This is a genomic window from Paenibacillus sp. MER TA 81-3, from assembly GCF_023713585.1.
GTDB lineage: Bacteria > Bacillota > Bacilli > Paenibacillales > Paenibacillaceae > Paenibacillus_B > Paenibacillus_B profundus.
This window is the reverse complement of sequence record NZ_JAMAWB010000014.1, coordinates 102,882-120,873: the sequence shown is the minus strand read 5'-3', so window position 1 is coordinate 120,873 and position 17,992 is coordinate 102,882. Positions and strand designations below refer to the sequence as shown.

The following is a 17,992-nucleotide window of genomic DNA, read 5'->3' as shown; positions in this document are numbered from 1 at the left end:
CTCACCCACTCATTCTTTATTTCTTGGCACATAAGGGAAGTGTGAACTTCTGGTAGGGTCATCTAGGTGTTCAAAAACTCTGTGACTTCCGGTTGAAGTATCAGGTGTACTGATGTTTCCGTCAAATTCTTTATAATACTTGGTTATCCGGTTTGGATTCGGATTATTAGGATTTGGCCAGTTTGAAAATGCCTTATCAGGATTAGTCATTGTTTCTTGCCTTAATTTCTCTACATCAACATCTTTCCCATATTGTGACCTATTAGGGGTAGAGGGTCTACTTGGATCATACAGGTGCTTTTCAGAATGTGGATTGACAAAATCTTTGGGATTGCTTCCCCCACCGGGTTTTGTAGGAACAGGAGTTTTACCCGTCCCCTTATTTGAACTCTTCTCGTTCTTCCCGCTGTTTCCTTTTCCGCCACTGCCGCTCTTTAGTTTAACTACCTTGCCGATTCCCTTGTCCGTTATCCCCGAGACGATTGAATTGCCTACACCTTTGGCTATCCCGTTCCAGTCTTCGGTATCTATCATATTCTGGATTCTTCGACCATCGGCTTCCGCCTCTGCAACCAATTCATCCCATGCCTTTTCAGGATTGCTTACCCATTTCCATGCTTCTGCGGCGGTGCCAGTTACTACATTCGCCGTAACCCCGATTGGGTCGTTAAGGACGGCCTTTGCCGTATCCAGTGTCGATTTGACCGCTTCGGTACCTCCAGCCCACGCCCCTTTCGCCGCATCAAGCGATTTGTCGAGAGCCGTAGGCTGATATACGACTTCACCTTTTTTCAGGGGTACATATATCCGTTGCCTATTGAACATGATTATCGTTTTATAACGCATCCGGTTCTTTATCCGCTGTGTCATTTCTTCTTGCGAATGGTTACTCTGCATCTTCCGGGCAGCCGTAAGCACTTTGCCAATTAGGAAGTTCGTGCTTAGCCCTGTCCCTCCCGTTTGAGCTAAGCCGCTTCCGGTTGCTAGCATGCCCTTCGGCGCCAATTTCCCTCCTGTGGCGGCCAATCCCATATACGGCACGCTCGCAACCAATGATAGTCCAGCTCGTGTATAATCGCCGCGGGCAGCCGATATTCCAGCATTCGCCACACTGGCTGCCTTTCCTACGACCGGTATCATCCCGACAACATCCAGCGCAAGCTGCACTCCATCAAGAAACTTATCCAAGAGGCCCTTCTTCGGCCCCTCCGCAGCTTCCCCATTTTCCCCGGACTCCGGTTCCAAGTCCTTCACATAGACGGGTGCTTTTGTCAGTCCTTCGATTCGAAGGCTTGTCCCTTGGATATCCGTCTCCCCGTCCAGCACGATACTGCTGCCGCCACACAGCAGATACACAGCCTCTCTCGCTTGAATATCCAGTTTCTTGTCAAGCTTGAGCTCCAAATCCTTCTCTGTATGGAACACGATCGCTTGTTTACTGTGAATCTCAATGCCCTCATGTTCATCCATCTTGACGAAGACATGGTTCTCTTTGGCCGTCAACACAAGGTCATTGCTTCCGAATTTCACTTCCTTGCCGAAGTTGGTTCCCCAATACTTTACGCCCGGGTTTGCCATCTTGGGTGAATCCCGTCCGCCTCTGCGGACGGAATTCAATGCAACCGCTTCTTCCTCCTGACGGCTCGGAAAGTACACCTGCACTGCATCGCCCATCTGAGGCATGCAGTAGAACCCGCTGTTTCCTTCCGCCGTGTATACGGAAGAGTACGGGAACCAGCATGCTTCTTGCTTGGCTTGAGCCGAGTCGATGTTCAAATGCACCTGAACTTTATCTTTCGTGACGTCAATGATTTTTCCTTCCAGAGACGCCCCGCAAATATCGGGATTGGTCATCGGATTCTGCCGGATGCCCGTTGCCGGCCGCAGAAGGTATTCGTAGGTGAAGGCCCCTTCGTTGAACCGTGCTGTTGACTCCATCACGGTTAATTCCTTATCTTTGAATACAATGCGGTCTCCGATGGAGTAGTAACGTTCGGTTTCGATGGAATAGCTTGTAACGTCCGTTTCCTGCAAAGCGTCGTTATTGTGCCAGTCAATTAGCGTTCGCATGACGCTGTAATGAGCATTCGTCAGGGAATCAGCCTTGCCGTCTGGTACGCCTATCCACAGCTTCGGAGAATCCGCCGCCGCTTCGGGGATGAGGACCGCTCCGAATCGCGAAGCCATTCGTTTGAGAAACTGCCAATCCGTTTCCTGATACTGCAAGGTGAATTGGTTTAATGAGGCGTTGTCAAAGGCAAGATCAATACAATCGGACCCTGGGTATTCGGAAAGGATATGATGGACGAGATCCTGGTACAACATGTTACGATTCTGGAAGGAACGTGATTTCAGCTTGATATCCATACGGGAGGTATGAGATATCCCTTCCAATTCCAAATAGTAAATGCCCCTAACCGATTTAATGGCCATATCAGAGATTACACCGTGGAACAACGTTCTGACCGCATTTCCTTCATCGATCTCTTGAATTTGAATCGTGTCCGAACCACTGGACATATCTATGTATCTATCTTTTTTCTCTTCCGGAATAATTGCCGTAAGATGCAGATGCGCATGCTCGTTTACCTTTTTTTCAATTTGAACGCTGCTGAGGGTCTGTATTTCGTAAGGTGACACAAGCCGGATGTGTTCATACCCGCTCTGCTTGCTTGCTGTACTCACATAATCCCCCCTTCATTTGGGTGGTAAAGCAGTTCATAAATAGATACTTTACAGTCGCAGAAAAGAACTGAGACTCATTTGATATCAATTCCAGAGGCTACAACTTTCTCACGGTATTCTTGCAGTACTTGGTTGTAAGCTGTTTCCTCCATATCTTGATAGCCGGTGAAGAATACTTTTTCGATCTGGCTGTGATCAAACAAAAATGATTGGTTAGGATTAATATTTCCTTCTGGATATAAGCAAGCAATATAATCCCACAGCTTTTCGCTGTCTCCCGTCTTTTGCAGCCTTCCGTAAATCATAATTCTTTTTTCTCCACCCTTTAGCAGAACAACAGAACCGTTGGGCAGCAAATGCATTGTTTATCACATCCCGATAAAATATATGCTCTTTATAGCTCTTTATCAATTGACTTACTTATAAGTAGCCAAAATGCCAATCACGCAGAACATCACTGCTATTCCTATTAAACCGAAAATGCAGATAATTACAATTTTATGTTTATCGGGATCATTTTTTGTTTTTGTATAAGCCCCGGTAAAAATACAAATGATTGCGATTAAGACAATAATAATCGCGGTTTCAACAATTCCCGGTACTTTTTTATATGTGTTCTCCAAAAATTTATTGATTGCTACCAAAATACCGCCTACCGCCAAAAGTAACAATCCTAGCACAGAAACTTTGGGGTTACTCCTAGCTTCTCGCAAAGCGTATACAATAGTTACCAATGCTGCAGTAATTGCCATGATAATAAACACTGGCCAAGGTAAGTAATTAAAACTCATTTTTTGGACCCCTTTTCATTTTCCAAACAACTCTTCTTTAAGATAGCTAACACCTGCACCTATAGCTACACCAGCAATCACACCCGCTCCTACAACTGCTATAACAGGGGCACCTAAAGCAGCCACGCCCGCTCCAACTATACCTGTTGCAACCGTTCCTCCTACAGATAATCCTGCAGCATAATATCTGTCATCTCCTTCATACTTTTCAAAATCCTCCACTACGTCAAATGCAGTTGATATTGCAGCGGCAGGACCAGCAAATTTTGAAGCCCCTTTAATTAAATTTGTGCCTCTTTTAAATCGAACACTCTTAAATTCTGCGGCAGGGCCAAACGCTGGAGCTTTAGTAACATAGTGTTTTCGGTCACTGATTGCATCAAATAAATATTTTCCGGCTGTAGCATCCACCGCTCCTAGAAATGTATTTTTGGTAATATCCCTCATTAACTGCTTATTCCAATCCTGCTCTTCTTCCTGCATGGTAGGGCTGTTATTATCTTCTACTAAGTGAGAATTATTTAGATTCTGTCCATCATCCTCAACCCGTATCTGCCCGCAATACATGCACATGTTCGTTGAATCATGCAATAACGAAGGGTAGTTATCAATACTTTTATCCGTCTTTCCGCCAAGCCAGGGCATTGTCACCATCGGCATGCACGGCACCCGCTGCGGTAAACCGTGGGCTGCCGTAGCCGCGGCGACAGCCGGATTGTTCATGCTCCCGCATGACCCGAAGGGCATAATGTTCACATTGGGTATATAGTCCATCACGTTCATGATGGGCTTCCCTTTTACATAGACGCCATGACTCATCTGCATGTTCAGACGGCTGGGCTGGGAGCCGTAGCTGCAGCTTAATACAGCACCCGCCACGACATAGCTTTTTTTATCGGCGCTGCTAGCCACTGGGGACATTTCCTTTTTACCTTCCCCCGAACTACTGGAACTCATCTCCAATCACCTCCTGCTTCTCCAGTTAAGCTTCATCCAGCTTCTTCAGCTTCAGCCCATAGAAGTCTCGCCTCAAGATGCTTTCTGCCAGGGATAAATTCACGATAAGAATCGTTTCATAGATGTGATCTATTTGAAACAACGGCCTGTTTCCCGCCTTGTCCCTGTCAAGGACAGGCCGTTTGAGCATGCCATTGCGATGATACTCGCTCTTATCCGACAGACAATTGATGCGAAGCGGCAGAGTAAGCCAATACACATCCTGTCTCATCCGGGCGAAGTCGACCAATCCCACGGGATAATACTGCTGCCGAGGCAGGAACTTCTCAATCAACTGCTTAAGCTTGTCCGACAAGAGAGGAACAGGCCTCTCGATGAAATCCACATATTCGATATGCCTGCTCTCGCGAACAGGGAATTGCAGATTCATTGCTGTAAGCTCATCAGCCCGCGCTTCGATGAGCATGTCCTTGGGGATGGCCTCCGCAATTCCTGCAGGCTCAACAGCATCCAAGATGCGTTCATCCTGTGACAAGATAAAGTAACTCATATTCCGTGTCTCCTTAATTCTTCCATAATGTCTGAGCCCATTGCTGCTGATCCAGCCGGACAACATCCTTCTGGTGAACAGAGAACACCGCATTCATCAGATCCGCACCGTCAAACACGGCGTTCGCCACGTTCGCATCGGACAGATCCGCTCCATATAAAGAAGCTCCCGTAAAATCAGCCCCTTCCAAGTCAGAGCCGGCAAAGCAGAGCGCTGATAGACCGGGCAGATTAAGAAAGCGGGCATCCTTCCATCCGTTGGCCCCTTCTGCATACTGAAAGATCGCTCCCCTGAGATCGCAATCGCGGAATTCCGCCCCATGAATTTGACTTCGGGAGAAGTCAGCCCCTGTCAAGCCTGAACCGCTCCATCTCGAGCCGATCAGAACACTGTCCTGCAAGCTACCGTGCGACAAGTTGCAGTGGTTGAACTCAGAATATCGGAAGTCAATGCCTCTATAGTCCCCGACGGATAAATCAACATTCCGGAATAACTCGTAAGCATGCTCTCCGTCTTCTCTATCATCCAGCCATGCGAGGATAAATTCCGAATCCTGTTCACGTGCATCCTGCTTGAACACCACTTCGCTAAGGTCCATATATTCCCCTACCCGAATCTCGAATACAGGTTCTGTGGCTATATCCCGATACTCTTCAAGTTCCACCGCTTGGGGCAGCGCAAATCTCGCCAATGCCACAATATAACAGTGAATGGCAATCGATTCAGCGAGCATCATCTGCTCAATTATAGGAACGGACACTCTCCCTCCATAAATACGGATCCCTTCAATAAGCTTGCTCCGGAACGTGTCCAGATGCTGGAACGCCCAGCCGGCATCATATTGCAGCACATAAGGGGTGCGGTCGAATACCCAGCCGGCATCCATAGCCTCAACCCGATATATGTACCTGCCTTCCATCAGCTCCGTACGTAGCATGGAGAATGTAATGTATCCAATAGGCCCCTTCTCGCCCCGAGCCTGCGCATCTCGAATCTGTCGGCAGATATGCTGGAAGGAGGCAACGAATTCGCCGGCAAGCTGCTCCTTATGCAACTGAAAATCCCTCTCCAATATAAGCAGCATGTTCATCCGTTCCCGCCGTACGACATGCTCCCGGAAATGGGCAATTGACTCGGCCTTGTCCACTTCATCCCCCCGCTCAGTTCGTCTTCAATTCCTTCCCAATAATCGTGGCATTTCCGTCCAGCTTAATGCTGCTCTCCTTGCACGACATGCTGATTTCGTTTTTGGCCGATATGACGACTTTCTTTCCGGAATCCATGAGAATACTATCTTCTGACGTAATTTTGATGTTTTTCTTGCTGAAAATCTCAATTCCGTTCTTCTCATTCAACCTGATAAAAATCTCGCTGTCTTTTGCAGTAATCACAATCTCGTCCGGGCTCATCATCAATTCCTTGCCGGAAGCTGTTCGAAAATATTTGATGTTCGGGTTGCCGAGCTTATTCGTCCCGCCCTCTGTCGAGTCTTGGCGGACTGAGCTGCTTGCCACGCCCTCTTCCTCTTTGTCGCTTGGGAAATATATGCGCACGGTGTCGCCGAGTTCAGGCATGACATACCAGCCGCTATGCCCTTCTGCCGTGTACACCGAAGTATATGGAAACCAATGGGCCTCGCCCTTGTTCTGCTTCTCATCGATATCCAAGTGCACCCTTACCTTATCTTTGGCGACGTCGATGACCTTGCCTTGCAGCGAAGCGCCGACAATCTGACGATTGTAAAGCACCTTCTGACGCAGGCCTTTGTGCAAACATAGCACGTACATATGCGTCAGCAGACCGTTCTTTACTTCCGTCCGCGCCTCACATACGTACAAGCTCTTGCCTTTGAACCCAATCCAACTGCCAAGCTCCAGCACCCTGTCCGTCTCCACCTCATAGTAGATAAAGTCATTCTCATCCACATTCGGAGAATCGTTTTCGGCAAAATAACGATATGTCGTCATTCGCTTTCTGACCGTATAATGGTAGTCTTCCAAACGGGTTTGGGAGCTGCTCTCGAAAATGCCAAAGTAGAACTTGGGGCGATCGAACACCGCAGCCGGCATTAAGCTCGTATGATAGCGGGACGCCATTCTTTTGAGAAACTGCCAATCGGTTTCCAGATATTGCACCGTGAACCGTCCCAATCTGGCATTGTCAGTAGCCTCATCCACCACATCCATGCCCGGATAATCCAATGCAATCTCATCCAGCAGCTTCGGGATCGTCATGGCCTTGTTCTGGAAGGATCGGCTCTTTCGTTTCACATCCAGCTTATAAGAATGAGACACGGCTTCCACCTCAAGATAATAGATGTCACGTACGACCTTGATCCCGATATGGAGCACGATACCGCTGAACAACGGTTTGCTGCCGCCTTCCTCATCGATTTGACTGATCTCGATGGTTGTGTCGGCGTCGGTCATCTCCACATAGCTGTCCTTCAGTTCCTCGGGCACAATGCCTGTAAAAGTAAGCCGCGTATGCTCGTTAATTTTTTTCGTCAGCTTCAGCTCCTGCAGATTGACGAGCCGATAGGGGGCCACCTGCAAATTGTGATAAGTCAGAGCGGATTGACTCATTGTTCCGTCCTCCCTTCCTCCGATTCGCCGATAACGAGGGAATCCATGAGGCCCCGGGCAATCGGCTTCCAATGCTTCATTTCCTCTTCTGTGCAATTGAACGTGCAGAGCAGCGCCTTATGCTCCAACTCGGCAAAGAACATCAAATTATACAAATTGACGTTCAGGGCAGGAGCCAGAAATTCGCAATACCCTACATGCTTCCCACTAATCTCACGAATGCCGTCTTCGTACCACTGGAGAATGGGCTGCGTTCGCCGCAGGATCTGAATCATGGCCATCGTAAACTCTTCCATTTCTTCTTCCGTCAAGGCATGATCCGTATGGTTGAATGCGATATTAATGGAGGTGCTGTCATTCGTATATATTAAGTCAGGCCTTCGTTCTGACGGGTATTTCATGGCTGCGGCTTGGGGTGGCATCGGGTGAAACGTCTTAGGCAGCGGCACACGTATTTTGCCGTCCAATATCCATTCTTCCGTGAACGGTATCGTCTCCCCATCTATCTTCAGTACAGTCTGGTGGAAAAGGATGGGCTGATCCGGTTGTGTTAAATATTCAGTATCCTTATCCGCAGCCTGCTCTTGACGCCCTTGGTCTCCATATAACATGGAAATGATTTGTTCATCCATATGCTCCATATCGCTCATTTCCTCACCTCTCGTTCATTGCCCCCCTATTGCTGGCATCTTCTTGCATCAATCCACTATAACCCGCTGTCTTCCGCCGTGCCGGACATCCGGCGCTAGCGCTCTGCCGCCCCCCGCTTCGCCCAGAATCCGCCGCAGGCCCGCAAATATCCTTTCATTGGTCAGCTCCCTGTAGCCCGTTCCGAGCCGGTGCCCGAGATAATGCTGGATGACATCCCGCTCCACGGCCCCACCGTTCAGGCACAGCATGGCGAACCCCGCGTCATAAGCGTGATCCGTTCCGCTCTTCAACAGTTCATTCGCGAAGTAACGCGTGATGAACGGAGACAGCGTGCTGTGCCCCAAGCCCGCATACGGCACATGGATGACGTTGAACGTATTGTATTCCGTCGCCAAATCAACGAAGCTTTGGTAGTCCGAACGCAGCCGAGCGCCTTCCTTCAGCTTGAAGCGCCCCAGCTCCAGCTCGTCCGGCCGGACATGGACGTTGTCTTCATCGAGCATGATCTCCCCTGGAAGCGTGGTGAAGTCGCTCAATACCTGTTCCGCACGAAACTGAATTTTGAGCACCGTCTCCTTCCCGTTCGACTGGTAGGGAAGCTCGAAGTCGCGCTCCAGCGTGTATAAGCGGCCATCATGCTTGACGATGCCCCTTGCAATCGTCAGGCTGCTTTTATTAACCTGAACCTCGGCCCCCGTTACAATCCCATCGGAGTGCCGCTGATAGGCGATGTCGACGAACTGTCTCGGGTAATCCCGCAGATTCTCGAGCATGCCGGTCTTCAGAATCCGCCCTTTGTGGAAGTGTGGAACCAGATGTGTAAACAAGACGCTCCCCCCTTTCCCTCACACCCCGTTATTTCAAGCCATCGAAGAAATCCAGCTCCGACAAATCATTTTCAAAGGCATTGAACTGCTTCCTGCCCATGTACAGCTGCTCGTTGAGCCGCGCAACCGGTACCGTATCGAAGCCCCAGCTGCCATCGCCTGCGAACACGAACCACTTCGCCTCCCCGTTGGCGATGGAGTCGGTATCATCCTGAGGAATACTATCGCCGAACTGCGCGGCAATCTCCTCATACAGCACGGGACGATAGCTCGCGAAATCATTCTGGTATACTGCCGTATGCCGCAACTGTCCGTCGCCCCCGCGAATATGGAACTCGATCTCGTGCGCGCCAAGCGGCCGCGAGATCGAGCCCTGCGCCTGATCCAGCCGTTCGTAGCCGGAGATGAGCATCTTCTCCCGGCCGGTATGGGTCCAGGCGCTGACCGAATATGGAACGACAGGCGCATGATTCGTCAGCTTGGCTTCAATGAGCCCCGACTTCCGGGCGCTCAAGTATCGCAAGGCGCCCCGCAGGCAGGCCAGCTTCAGATCCGGCACCTTCCCTGAATCCTCCGCCTTCTGCCGGAACTCGATCGCCCGCCCGGGCACGAATTCCTTCAGCGCTTCCCGGAATACGTCAATCCGGCACGATTGGCCCGTCAGCTTGATGATAGAATAATCCTGCAGTCGGCCGTCGCGGTAGAACTCATCCAGGAACTTGCGGACGATGGCGTAAATGTCCCCCCGGATAAGCTGGTTCATCTCCTGAATGTTGAACACGACGTCCGGCGGCTCGTGCACATCCCGGAATTGTCCGTTCTCCCGCAGCGACAGGCACCACCGATCTACGGCGGTAAGGTTCAAGTCGCTCTCCTGCCGGCAGCCTTGGCCCGAATGGAAACGGCTGCGCAGAATGCCCGTCTTGCGGAAAAACTCCTTCTTCATGCCGTCGGCCATCTCCCACAGGACATAGAAATTGTTCCGCACCCGTTGGTATTCATCGCGGGCCCGGTTCTCGTATTCCTTGAATCGGGTCGGCAGGAAGGCCTCCGCCGCGCGGTAGCGGGCGTCGAACTGCGCATAGACCGCTTCCGCGCCAAATTCGTCCACGTGGCGATAGATGTCCGTGGCTGGTATATCGATTAAGTCATCGATATCCGGCAGGATACCCCCGCTGCCGTAGAATCCGGCGAATGCGATCTTCATGAATTGCATGATGCGGTATGTAATGTTGTTGCCGCCGAAGTTCGTATCCCCGTTCTCGTAAGACGTATGGATATCGAGCTTGTAGGCGATATGCCCATCCTCGATGCGAAAGCGGCATGACGACAGGTCGGTCGTTCCCCCGCCGCAGTCGATAACGAGCGCTTTGTATTCCTCTCCGTCCATGAAGCGATGATGCTCCATCTGATCGGCGATCGTGTTGTACAGCACGGCCAAGCCTTCATCGAGCGCATCGCCCGTCTCGATGTTGTATTCGGGCAGGATGTCGGCGAACATGTCGATGAACTGCGCCTTCAGCTTGACCGGCCCGGATAGATGCAGATGCTTGAAGCGGCACTTGAACTGATGCTCGGCCATACGCACCACGTGCCGCATATACGCCCGCAGCATGTCGCTTCTCGTCACGGGGGCCGCATTCCCTTGACTATCCGTCACTTCCTCCAGCCGCTTGTAGTTGTTCACCCAGCGCTTCATGCCGTGAAAGACGGACGCGCTGCCGCTGTACCCGCTCTTCTTCTTGTCCTGCAGCGCGTCGTAGCCGAAGTTGAATTGGATACGCTCCGGATCGGAGCAATCGGCGACTCCGATAACCGTCGGCAGCACCTCGATCCATTCCGCATCCTTGGACATCGTGTCGGGGAACGACACATAGTTGATGCGATCCAGCCGGATGCGTCCGTTCAACAGATCGGTCGCGTTGGGCGAAGTCACATATCCGCTGTCTAAATACGCTCCAGCCGTTGTATTGGACGTTCCGAAATCAATCGCCAATACGGCATCCGTCTCTTCCAGCTCGCGGATGTCCAAGTCCGCGACCGGAACCTTGTAGTAGTACAGGTTGGCGGGCGGCAGCGGCTTGTCACGATAATACGTGTGATACATATATTCCGACACCTGCTTCTGGAAGAAAAGCAAGCTGTATTGGCGGTTCGTCGTTTTCTTCACTTCCGCGTCTTCGCCCATCGAGAGGTAATACACCCCTGACCTTGCTCCGTCCTTCACCAGATTGAGGATAGCGCACAGCTCCAGATTTTCGTTGACGAGCAGAACGTTAGATTCCGTAATCGCCTGCCCGGCTTCGACCTGATATCCGTCGAATCGATCCAGCTTCAAGCCGGAGTATAGTGTAATCTTCGCCGGAATGCGGATGCCGCCGCCATCGGGAAGAGGCGTGCCCAAATAAGTCCTTAGCGCCGCCTCGACCCGGGCAAATCCGCCCGGCTGTATGTGACTGATAAGCAGACTTTCATCCGCGCCCCGGTATTTCATTACGGTCGCAATCAGTCCTTCGCGATCCAGTGTATGAATAAGCCCTTCGACCAGCTTTTCTTGATGGCAAATGTTCCGGAGCTGGAACGTCGTCATTTCCGACAGTTCCTCCCGGTTATATTCCGCATGCTTCCGGCCGTCTTCCCTGCTTGCCGGCTGCGTATAAAGCCTGTATGAGTATCCGCCCATGATTGCCCCCCTCCCAGCAGCGCTTCAAGAGGCTGCTGTGCTGAACGGTTCACTTTTTGTCCGCACTTCGCTTTTTGACCACGCTTAATAGAGCGAAATGCCGCCCAACCGCATCGTGTCATCCACATCGATGATGCCGAAATGGTCTCGCCAATACACTTCCGTATGGAACCGCGCCGGCAGGAACAGCTCCTTAATCAATTCGAGCTTGGCCCGAGCCGTATCGGTCTCCTCCTGTCCGACATAGAACAGCAGCTCATCCTTGTCTTCGCAGTTCGCATAAATCGTCGAGCACCGGAATATGTCCCGCAGCGTATCCTTGAGCAGGTACACCGCCTCGCCCGTTTCGTACAGACGCAGCACATTGCCGGCGATAGCCTCCCGCTCCTCGCGGTCGAACAGCTTGATGCCCTCGCTAACGCGAGCGCCGAATCGGCCCTCCTCCATGTCACGCAGCACGAACTTGATATAATATTCCCGTCTGTTCATGCCCTGGACACGGTCGATGCCTGTCAGGAAGTGCAGCACGATGTCGAACAGCGTGTTCCGCAGCTCCACATCCTCTTCGTTGTTAATATCGAACATGTCCTTGAACAGATCATAGAACCGGTAATACGGGTTGACCTCGACCTGCTGCTCGACCGTCCGTGCGTTGAGATCCTCCAAGCTTAGCTCCATATAGGGCGAATACACTTTGGCGGGAGCGAACCGGATATTGTTCACGTTCAGACCGGATTGCTCCGCCTTGATGATCAAATCCCATATATAATTCACACCCATTCCCCTTCGCACTTGTATTCCGGAAAATACATCTGCACTTCGGACACGAGAAAGCTCATCAGGTCATGCAGGATGAAGCGGTTGCCTTCTTCCTCATTGTTCGCATTGTCCGCCTTGCGCACCCTGAAGCCTAGCTGCATCACCTTCTTGTCTCGTTCTGTACGGACATTGTCACTAATGAACGGATTCATCTCGTACGTCTGCTCCGTCCCATCCACCCGTTCCCTGATATCCACATGCTCCAGCTGGAGCATGCGGGCAGCATCGAAGGAGTGCACGATCCGCAGGATTTCGCCCTTGGCTCGCACGATCTGCGCTTGCCTGCGCGCATACTTGCCAATAAAGCCGTCCGTTCTCCGATTGGAGACCAGCTCGTATTCAAGGCTGCCGATACGTGAAGCGACCGGTTGTGAAATCTTCAGAACATTCCACACGCCAGCCCGCTCCTGCGGCGAGACAATCGTCAGCTCGTCCCGCGTGCGCTTGATGTAGCGAATGTTGTCTTCATTGCCTTCCACGAGATAGCCATGCTCGCTGCCCGTCTTGTGCAGCGACAGCACATGCTCGAAGTTGACGCGGTCGGATGCGGGAACCGGGAATCCGCTGTTTTTGATGGCGAGCTGTTCAATGTTCCAGAGCGGAACGACATCGACCCGCTTATGCGGCTCGAATTCCTCCAGATCGACCGTAATCTCGTAAATCTCGTCTTCTTCCCGCAGTGTATCCTCGCAGTCCGTGAGCAGAACGTCGAAAAACTTGTGCGCATACGGATGATTGACCGTTTTCCATGGAATGCTATTTTGCTGAAATACATGGTATAGCTTTTCAATCTCATTGATGTATAGCCGGCTTTGCGACAGCCGCACCTGAATGGCGCAGCTGCCTCCGGACGTCTTCATTTCCCCGCGGAACGTTCTCTTTCCAGCCAATAGATCTCGCAGCGCCGCGAAATCACATTGCAGAAACAACGTAAACAGCAGCGCTTCCTCCTGCCGTTGGATATGTGCCACGAGGCTGCTCATATCGATGTGCTTCCGCGCCGCATCTTCCGGCAGCATCGGGTGCAGAAAGTCGTGAATCGGGTCCAGGTCGTCACGGCGGCACATCGAGACGAAGATGTCATGCTTGTCCTCGCCGTCCTCCACCTCGTCGAACACCTTGCGCTCCATATTCCGGTTCATCTCTTCCTGATATTCCACCAGATTCAAGAACAATCCGGTCATCAACTGCTTCAGCAGCTTACGCTGCTCGAGATCCTCCATCTTGCTTAACCGATCGTGTACGATGTCCTTCATGGCGATTGACGAGTTCCCTCCTTCTACGGTTATTCCCCGCTGTCTTTGCCATCCGCCGCCTCCACTTCCACAGCAGAGGCCGCACCTCCGACGTTCGCAGAAGTCGCCCCGGCGGCGGAGCCGGAGGAGCCCGCGGATGACCCGCCAGCAGACGACTGCTTGGCACTCCCGGCTCCATCTCCCGCTCCTCCTCTGTTGCCAGAGGCTTGTCCTGCGCCAACAGTGCCAGAGCTGGAACCGCCCGCTGCGGGCTGCACTTGCCCGGCGCCCGATACCGGACCACCGGCGGCGTTACCGGCTGCAGCGGCTCCAGCACCATCCAATCCAGCAGCCGGTTGACCCGCTGGCTGTACAGGATTGAGCTTATCGACCGCCTTGTCGATCTTCCGCTCCATGCCCAGAACCCGTTCCAGCATGTCGATTTCTTGATAGATTTGCTGGGCGGCAGAGTAAGCGTCAATAGCTCCCACATAATCCTGCGCGGCAAACTGCTGATCGCCCTTCTTCTCGTACTTGTCGCCTTCCAGCAGCCGTTTCTCCTTCTTCAGCCCGGAGACCTTGTCCTCCGCTGCATCGAGCTTCGCGCGAATATCCTTCTCGCCGTCCGCATAACCTTCCTCGATGGCGGCCTTCCTCGCCTTCTGGTAAGAGCTGCGCGCGCCGACGTAATCCTGGCTTTCGAACTTCATGTCCCCCTCCTGCACCCAGCTCATAATCTGCATGTACGTGAGGGAGCGATCCATCTTGTCCTCCAGCTCCTTATGATTGAACTCCTTGTACGGCTTCGCTTCCTCTTGCGCCTTCCCATATTTGTCCAGCGCCTTGGCGAAGTCGCCTTCCTTAAAGAAGCCATCCCCGTCCACCATAAGCTGCATCAAGCGCTGCCTTTTGCCGAACATATCGCGATGAATCCGATCCTTCAGCCGGATGGCCATATTGCGCGCTTCGCTGTATTCCTTGACGGCCTTCGGATAATCGCCGTCCTTCATGTACATGTCCGCATTCTGCGAGAATTCGAGCATGTTCGCTGCGTTCTCCGCCTTGCGAGCGGCCTCCTTCACGAAGAAGAAGGTCGCGCCTCCTCCCGCAATGAGCAGCACGATCAGCGCCAGCAGCCACTTCTTCAGCAGCCGCCATTTCCGCTTCGGATCTTCCTTGAACACCTTGTTCGCATACACGGCGACGGCGGTATAATTGTGCACCGTTCTCCGTTGCTTGCTAAGCAGCACGTCCTCCAGCGTATCGGTGAAATCCTCCGGCTCCTTCGCTTCCGCGAGCGCATCGATCATTTCCGTGCCGTTGACGTCTTCCCACAGCCCCGGCGTGCAGAGCAGCAGGGCATCGCCCTCGGAGAGCGGAACCTTCTTGGAGACGAACGGCTCGAAGCCATCGGGCTGACCCATATAGTGGATCAGGTTGTGACGCTCTTCATGAACTTCCATTGCTTCTTCCGAGATTTCCCCGGCATCCGCCATCATCTGCGCCAGACTCTGATCTTTGCTGCGCGCGAACAGACGCCCGCCGCGGAAATGATACAGCCGCGCATGACCCGCCACCGCCCAGACGATCTTCGAATAGTCGGTCACGACCAGTATCAAGCTCGCCTTGAGCCGTACTCTCCGGCTCTCCGCCTTCAACCATTCGTGCGCCTCCTGCATATATTGCTTCAGCCGCAGTGGAGACATCGTCGGCTTCTCAGTGAATCGCCTGAGGATGCTCTTGACGACCATCTCGGCGCTGTCCGCTTCCCGGTCCGCATCCAAGCCGTCGGCGATGACCCAGCAAGCCATATCATCAAGCTCAACGTAAGCAAAATAGTCCTTATTATGTAGAAAAGAACCGGCTTCTGAGACGAAGCTGGTCTTGAATTCGCTGTTCTCCTTTCTCATTCGTACCCCCGCTTCTCCTGTTATCCGTATGCACGCTCATTCATGGAAATCCCCCGAAGCCAGGAACAGCCGCTTCAGACGTTGTCCACAATGATAACGGTCGCGTTATCCTGATTCGCCAATCTCTTCTGTTCGATCGCTTCGATGATCTCCTCGGCGGCATCGTGGGGCGGGAGCGGCTTGGACAAAATATGCTCCATTTCCACTTCCGTCAGCGTATTGTATACTCCGTCGCTGCACAGGATGACCCGGTCTCCCGGCTGCAACTCAAAGGGATCGCTCCCAATTTCGATACTTTTGAAGTTCTCGTAGCCCAAGTAATTGATGAGCCGCCTCTTCATCGGGTGCTCCAACGCTTCCTCCCGCGTCATCTCTCCCGTTAAATACCGTTCCTGCAGCACCGACTCCAAAGTGTGCTTCTCGTTCATCCGGATGAACTCCCCGTTCCGGAACACCATAATGATGCTGTCGCCCACGGCTCCCCAGTATAGACGATCGTCCGCAATGACGGCAGCCACAAGCGTCGTTCCTCCGGTTGCCCCCTTCAAATTCCGCAAAATTTCTGTATTGCTCACCTTGGCCGCCTTTGTGAAATAGTGCTGGACATCCCGGATGTCTTCCAGCTTCAAGAACTCGCGGATGAATACCGTCACGGCAAGCGTGCTCGCCATTCTGCCGTTCGCAAGGCCGCTGATTCCATCTGCCAACACGGCCGCCGTACCGTGCACAGTGGCGACGCTGGAGAAATAATCATCCTGCTCCTCCCGGGCACCGATGGTCTGGCCGTTCCCAATCGGTATGCCCGCTGGCTCGCTGCTTGCCGCTTCCGTCATCAGGCGGCGCCGTGCCCCGAACAGCAGCAGGAGCGCTGCAACGGAACCCAGCACGATCAAATACGGCACCCAATCCTGTACTTCCATCGTGGTCATCATCCCTAACCCATATCGTTATTCCATTCAAAATGGACGCCGCAGAGCGCAATAAAGATGAACTTGCTGCGGCCGAGCTGAATGACGTCATAGGCGGCCAGCTCTACTGGCGAATAGACGGCATCGTTGTTGTGGTAGGCAAGACCCGACGCATCCCCTGGCAGGAGGTAGAAGTTGCGCTTCTTCGGGTCATAGACGATGACCGCATGGTTCCGCCGCGAAATGGCATTGTCCCCAAGGATGCGAATGTGCATTTCTTCGGAGCGGCCAATAAAGTTTTTCTCCGCCATAATCCGATAATCCTGACCGAGCTGCGGTCCTTCGATGCAGACGAGCCATCCGGTTACCGGCTCGATGCCAGTCGTCTCGCCCAAATAAGGCATCGTCTTCTCTTCTTCTTCCGCCCGCGCCGGCTTCTTCACGTCGCCGCTCGGCGCTTGTTCCACCGAAATGCTGCAATAAGGGCATATGCTGCCATGTTTTCTTGTGCTGAACATGTGTCCGTTTGCGCATCTTGTCAGACTCATCCTGTTCATTCCTCCGTTACTTTGATCGATGCTTGAATGGGTGGTGCTATTTCGCTACTATCCGCGTGTTGGCAATGCAGATGATATCCCCGGATTCAATCCGGTAAGGCTCTTCCAACTCCAACCGGCTTGCCGTTCTGCTGCCGGCTTGGCGTATGCCGACGCCGTTGTGGGAATCCAGATCCTCGACGAACCAATTCCCCGAAGCATAGTTCATTACCGCGTGATGCTTGCTGATGAGCGACGCGTATTCCGAATCGGACAAATCTATGTCAACCTCGCTTTGCGCAGAGTTCTTGCCGATGAGCAAGGATGTTTCCCCATGGATGTACCATTCCTTTACGCTCTCCCCCTCTTCGTTCAGGAGGACAAGCTTGGCAATGGTTGCGCCTTCTTCCTGTCGGACTGTGCGGCTTCGGACGCGCCGAACGGCATATATCACCACGGCTGCCGCCAGCAGGACACCTACCGTCACCTTCAAGACAAGGTCTATATTCCACACATACACATAGAACAGTGCGGCCGCCGCAATGACGGCAATCAACAAATCAATGACGATAATCCAACCGGACCTTTCCTGCTGGTACGGGTGACGCTTTGCTTGCTCAGTACCCGCTTCATTCCTCACGTTCCATTCCTCCGTTACTCCAATGAGCCCTCAGGGGCCCGTGCAAAATCAATACGTATCGGCCATAACAACGAAAAAAAGGCCCCGAACATGAGCAGAATGATGTCTCATGCATCACACATCACTCCACCTTACAAAGGTTGTTCCAAAGTGCCCTTTTGATCATGAAGCATACCCGTTTTTAAAATAAAGAGCACACTAGTAATCCCTCGCCG

At 52.4% G+C, this 17,992-nt stretch carries 15 protein-coding genes and 1 pseudogene; all 16 read right to left on the bottom strand.

Going from position 1 to position 17,992, the window contains the following annotated elements:
• Positions 1–9: 9 nt before the first annotated feature.
• Positions 10–2,685: a contractile injection system protein, VgrG/Pvc8 family gene (locus M3650_RS20200; protein WP_251577221.1), complete on the bottom strand. Its 2,676-nt coding sequence runs from the start codon at positions 2,683–2,685 to the stop codon at positions 10–12.
• Between the two features lie 74 nt (positions 2,686–2,759).
• Positions 2,760–3,047 (bottom strand): DUF4176 domain-containing protein, encoded by a 288-nt coding sequence (locus M3650_RS20195; protein WP_251577219.1) that lies wholly within the window; start codon positions 3,045–3,047, stop codon positions 2,760–2,762.
• Between the two features lie 54 nt (positions 3,048–3,101).
• Complete coding sequence (locus tag M3650_RS20190) at positions 3,102–3,476, bottom strand: hypothetical protein (protein ID WP_251577217.1); 375 nt, start codon at positions 3,474–3,476, stop codon at positions 3,102–3,104.
• Positions 3,477–3,995: 519 nt separating this feature from the next.
• Positions 3,996–4,397: pseudogene (locus M3650_RS20185) on the bottom strand (DUF4280 domain-containing protein); the annotation flags it as partial.
• 61 nt (positions 4,398–4,458) lie between these two features.
• Complete coding sequence (locus M3650_RS20180; RefSeq protein WP_019419336.1) at positions 4,459–4,983, bottom strand: hypothetical protein; 525 nt, start codon at positions 4,981–4,983, stop codon at positions 4,459–4,461.
• Between the two features lie 13 nt (positions 4,984–4,996).
• On the bottom strand, positions 4,997–6,130 hold the full coding sequence (locus M3650_RS32315; protein WP_251577215.1) for a pentapeptide repeat-containing protein: 1,134 nt from the start codon (positions 6,128–6,130) through the stop codon (positions 4,997–4,999).
• A 13-nt stretch (positions 6,131–6,143) separates the two neighbouring features.
• Positions 6,144–7,568, bottom strand: coding sequence for a contractile injection system protein, VgrG/Pvc8 family (locus M3650_RS20170; RefSeq protein ID WP_251577213.1), 1,425 nt, complete (start codon positions 7,566–7,568; stop codon positions 6,144–6,146).
• Positions 7,565–8,218, bottom strand: coding sequence for a hypothetical protein (locus M3650_RS20165; protein ID WP_251577211.1), 654 nt, complete (start codon positions 8,216–8,218; stop codon positions 7,565–7,567). The genes M3650_RS20170 and M3650_RS20165 overlap by 4 nt, the downstream gene beginning before the upstream one ends.
• Positions 8,219–8,266: 48 nt before the next feature.
• Positions 8,267–9,046, bottom strand: coding sequence for a DNA and RNA helicase (locus tag M3650_RS20160; RefSeq protein ID WP_251577209.1), 780 nt, complete (start codon positions 9,044–9,046; stop codon positions 8,267–8,269).
• A gap of 28 nt (positions 9,047–9,074) precedes the next feature.
• On the bottom strand, positions 9,075–11,729 hold the full coding sequence (locus tag M3650_RS20155) for a molecular chaperone (protein ID WP_251577206.1): 2,655 nt from the start codon (positions 11,727–11,729) through the stop codon (positions 9,075–9,077).
• An 84-nt stretch (positions 11,730–11,813) separates the two neighbouring features.
• On the bottom strand, positions 11,814–12,509 hold the full coding sequence (locus tag M3650_RS20150; RefSeq protein ID WP_251577204.1) for an iron-dependent peroxidase: 696 nt from the start codon (positions 12,507–12,509) through the stop codon (positions 11,814–11,816).
• On the bottom strand, positions 12,500–13,804 hold the full coding sequence (locus M3650_RS20145) for a normocyte-binding protein (RefSeq protein ID WP_251577202.1): 1,305 nt from the start codon (positions 13,802–13,804) through the stop codon (positions 12,500–12,502). The genes M3650_RS20150 and M3650_RS20145 overlap by 10 nt, the downstream gene beginning before the upstream one ends.
• Before the next feature lie 29 nt (positions 13,805–13,833).
• The gene (locus tag M3650_RS20140) at positions 13,834–15,693 is read right to left on the bottom strand and encodes a PP2C family protein-serine/threonine phosphatase (protein ID WP_251577200.1); all 1,860 of its coding nucleotides are present in this window, start codon (positions 15,691–15,693) and stop codon (positions 13,834–13,836) included.
• A gap of 74 nt (positions 15,694–15,767) precedes the next feature.
• The gene (locus M3650_RS20135; RefSeq protein WP_483311770.1) at positions 15,768–16,622 is read right to left on the bottom strand and encodes a PP2C family protein-serine/threonine phosphatase; all 855 of its coding nucleotides are present in this window, start codon (positions 16,620–16,622) and stop codon (positions 15,768–15,770) included.
• Between the two features lie 5 nt (positions 16,623–16,627).
• On the bottom strand, positions 16,628–17,149 hold the full coding sequence (locus tag M3650_RS20130; RefSeq protein WP_251577198.1) for an FHA domain-containing protein: 522 nt from the start codon (positions 17,147–17,149) through the stop codon (positions 16,628–16,630).
• A 46-nt stretch (positions 17,150–17,195) separates the two neighbouring features.
• Entirely contained in the window at positions 17,196–17,777 is a 582-nt protein-coding gene (locus M3650_RS20125; protein WP_251577196.1) for an FHA domain-containing protein, read from the bottom strand.
• Between the last annotated feature and the right edge of the window lie 215 nt (positions 17,778–17,992).

Coding starts and splice junctions, on each gene's coding strand:
- M3650_RS20195 (WP_251577219.1), bottom strand. CDS start 3,047: ATGCATTTGCTGCCCAACGGTTCTGTTGTTCTGCTAAAGGGTGGAGAA.
- M3650_RS20190 (WP_251577217.1), bottom strand. CDS start 3,476: ATGAGTTTTAATTACTTACCTTGGCCAGTGTTTATTATCATGGCAATT.
- M3650_RS20180 (WP_019419336.1), bottom strand. CDS start 4,983: ATGAGTTACTTTATCTTGTCACAGGATGAACGCATCTTGGATGCTGTT.
- M3650_RS20170 (WP_251577213.1), bottom strand. CDS start 7,568: ATGAGTCAATCCGCTCTGACTTATCACAATTTGCAGGTGGCCCCCTAT.
- M3650_RS20165 (WP_251577211.1), bottom strand. CDS start 8,218: ATGAGCGATATGGAGCATATGGATGAACAAATCATTTCCATGTTATAT.
- M3650_RS20155 (WP_251577206.1), bottom strand. CDS start 11,729: ATGGGCGGATACTCATACAGGCTTTATACGCAGCCGGCAAGCAGGGAA.
- M3650_RS20150 (WP_251577204.1), bottom strand. CDS start 12,509: ATGGGTGTGAATTATATATGGGATTTGATCATCAAGGCGGAGCAATCC.
- M3650_RS20145 (WP_251577202.1), bottom strand. CDS start 13,804: ATGAAGGACATCGTACACGATCGGTTAAGCAAGATGGAGGATCTCGAG.
- M3650_RS20140 (WP_251577200.1), bottom strand. CDS start 15,693: ATGAGAAAGGAGAACAGCGAATTCAAGACCAGCTTCGTCTCAGAAGCC.
- M3650_RS20135 (WP_483311770.1), bottom strand. CDS start 16,622: ATGACCACGATGGAAGTACAGGATTGGGTGCCGTATTTGATCGTGCTG.
- M3650_RS20130 (WP_251577198.1), bottom strand. CDS start 17,149: ATGAGTCTGACAAGATGCGCAAACGGACACATGTTCAGCACAAGAAAA.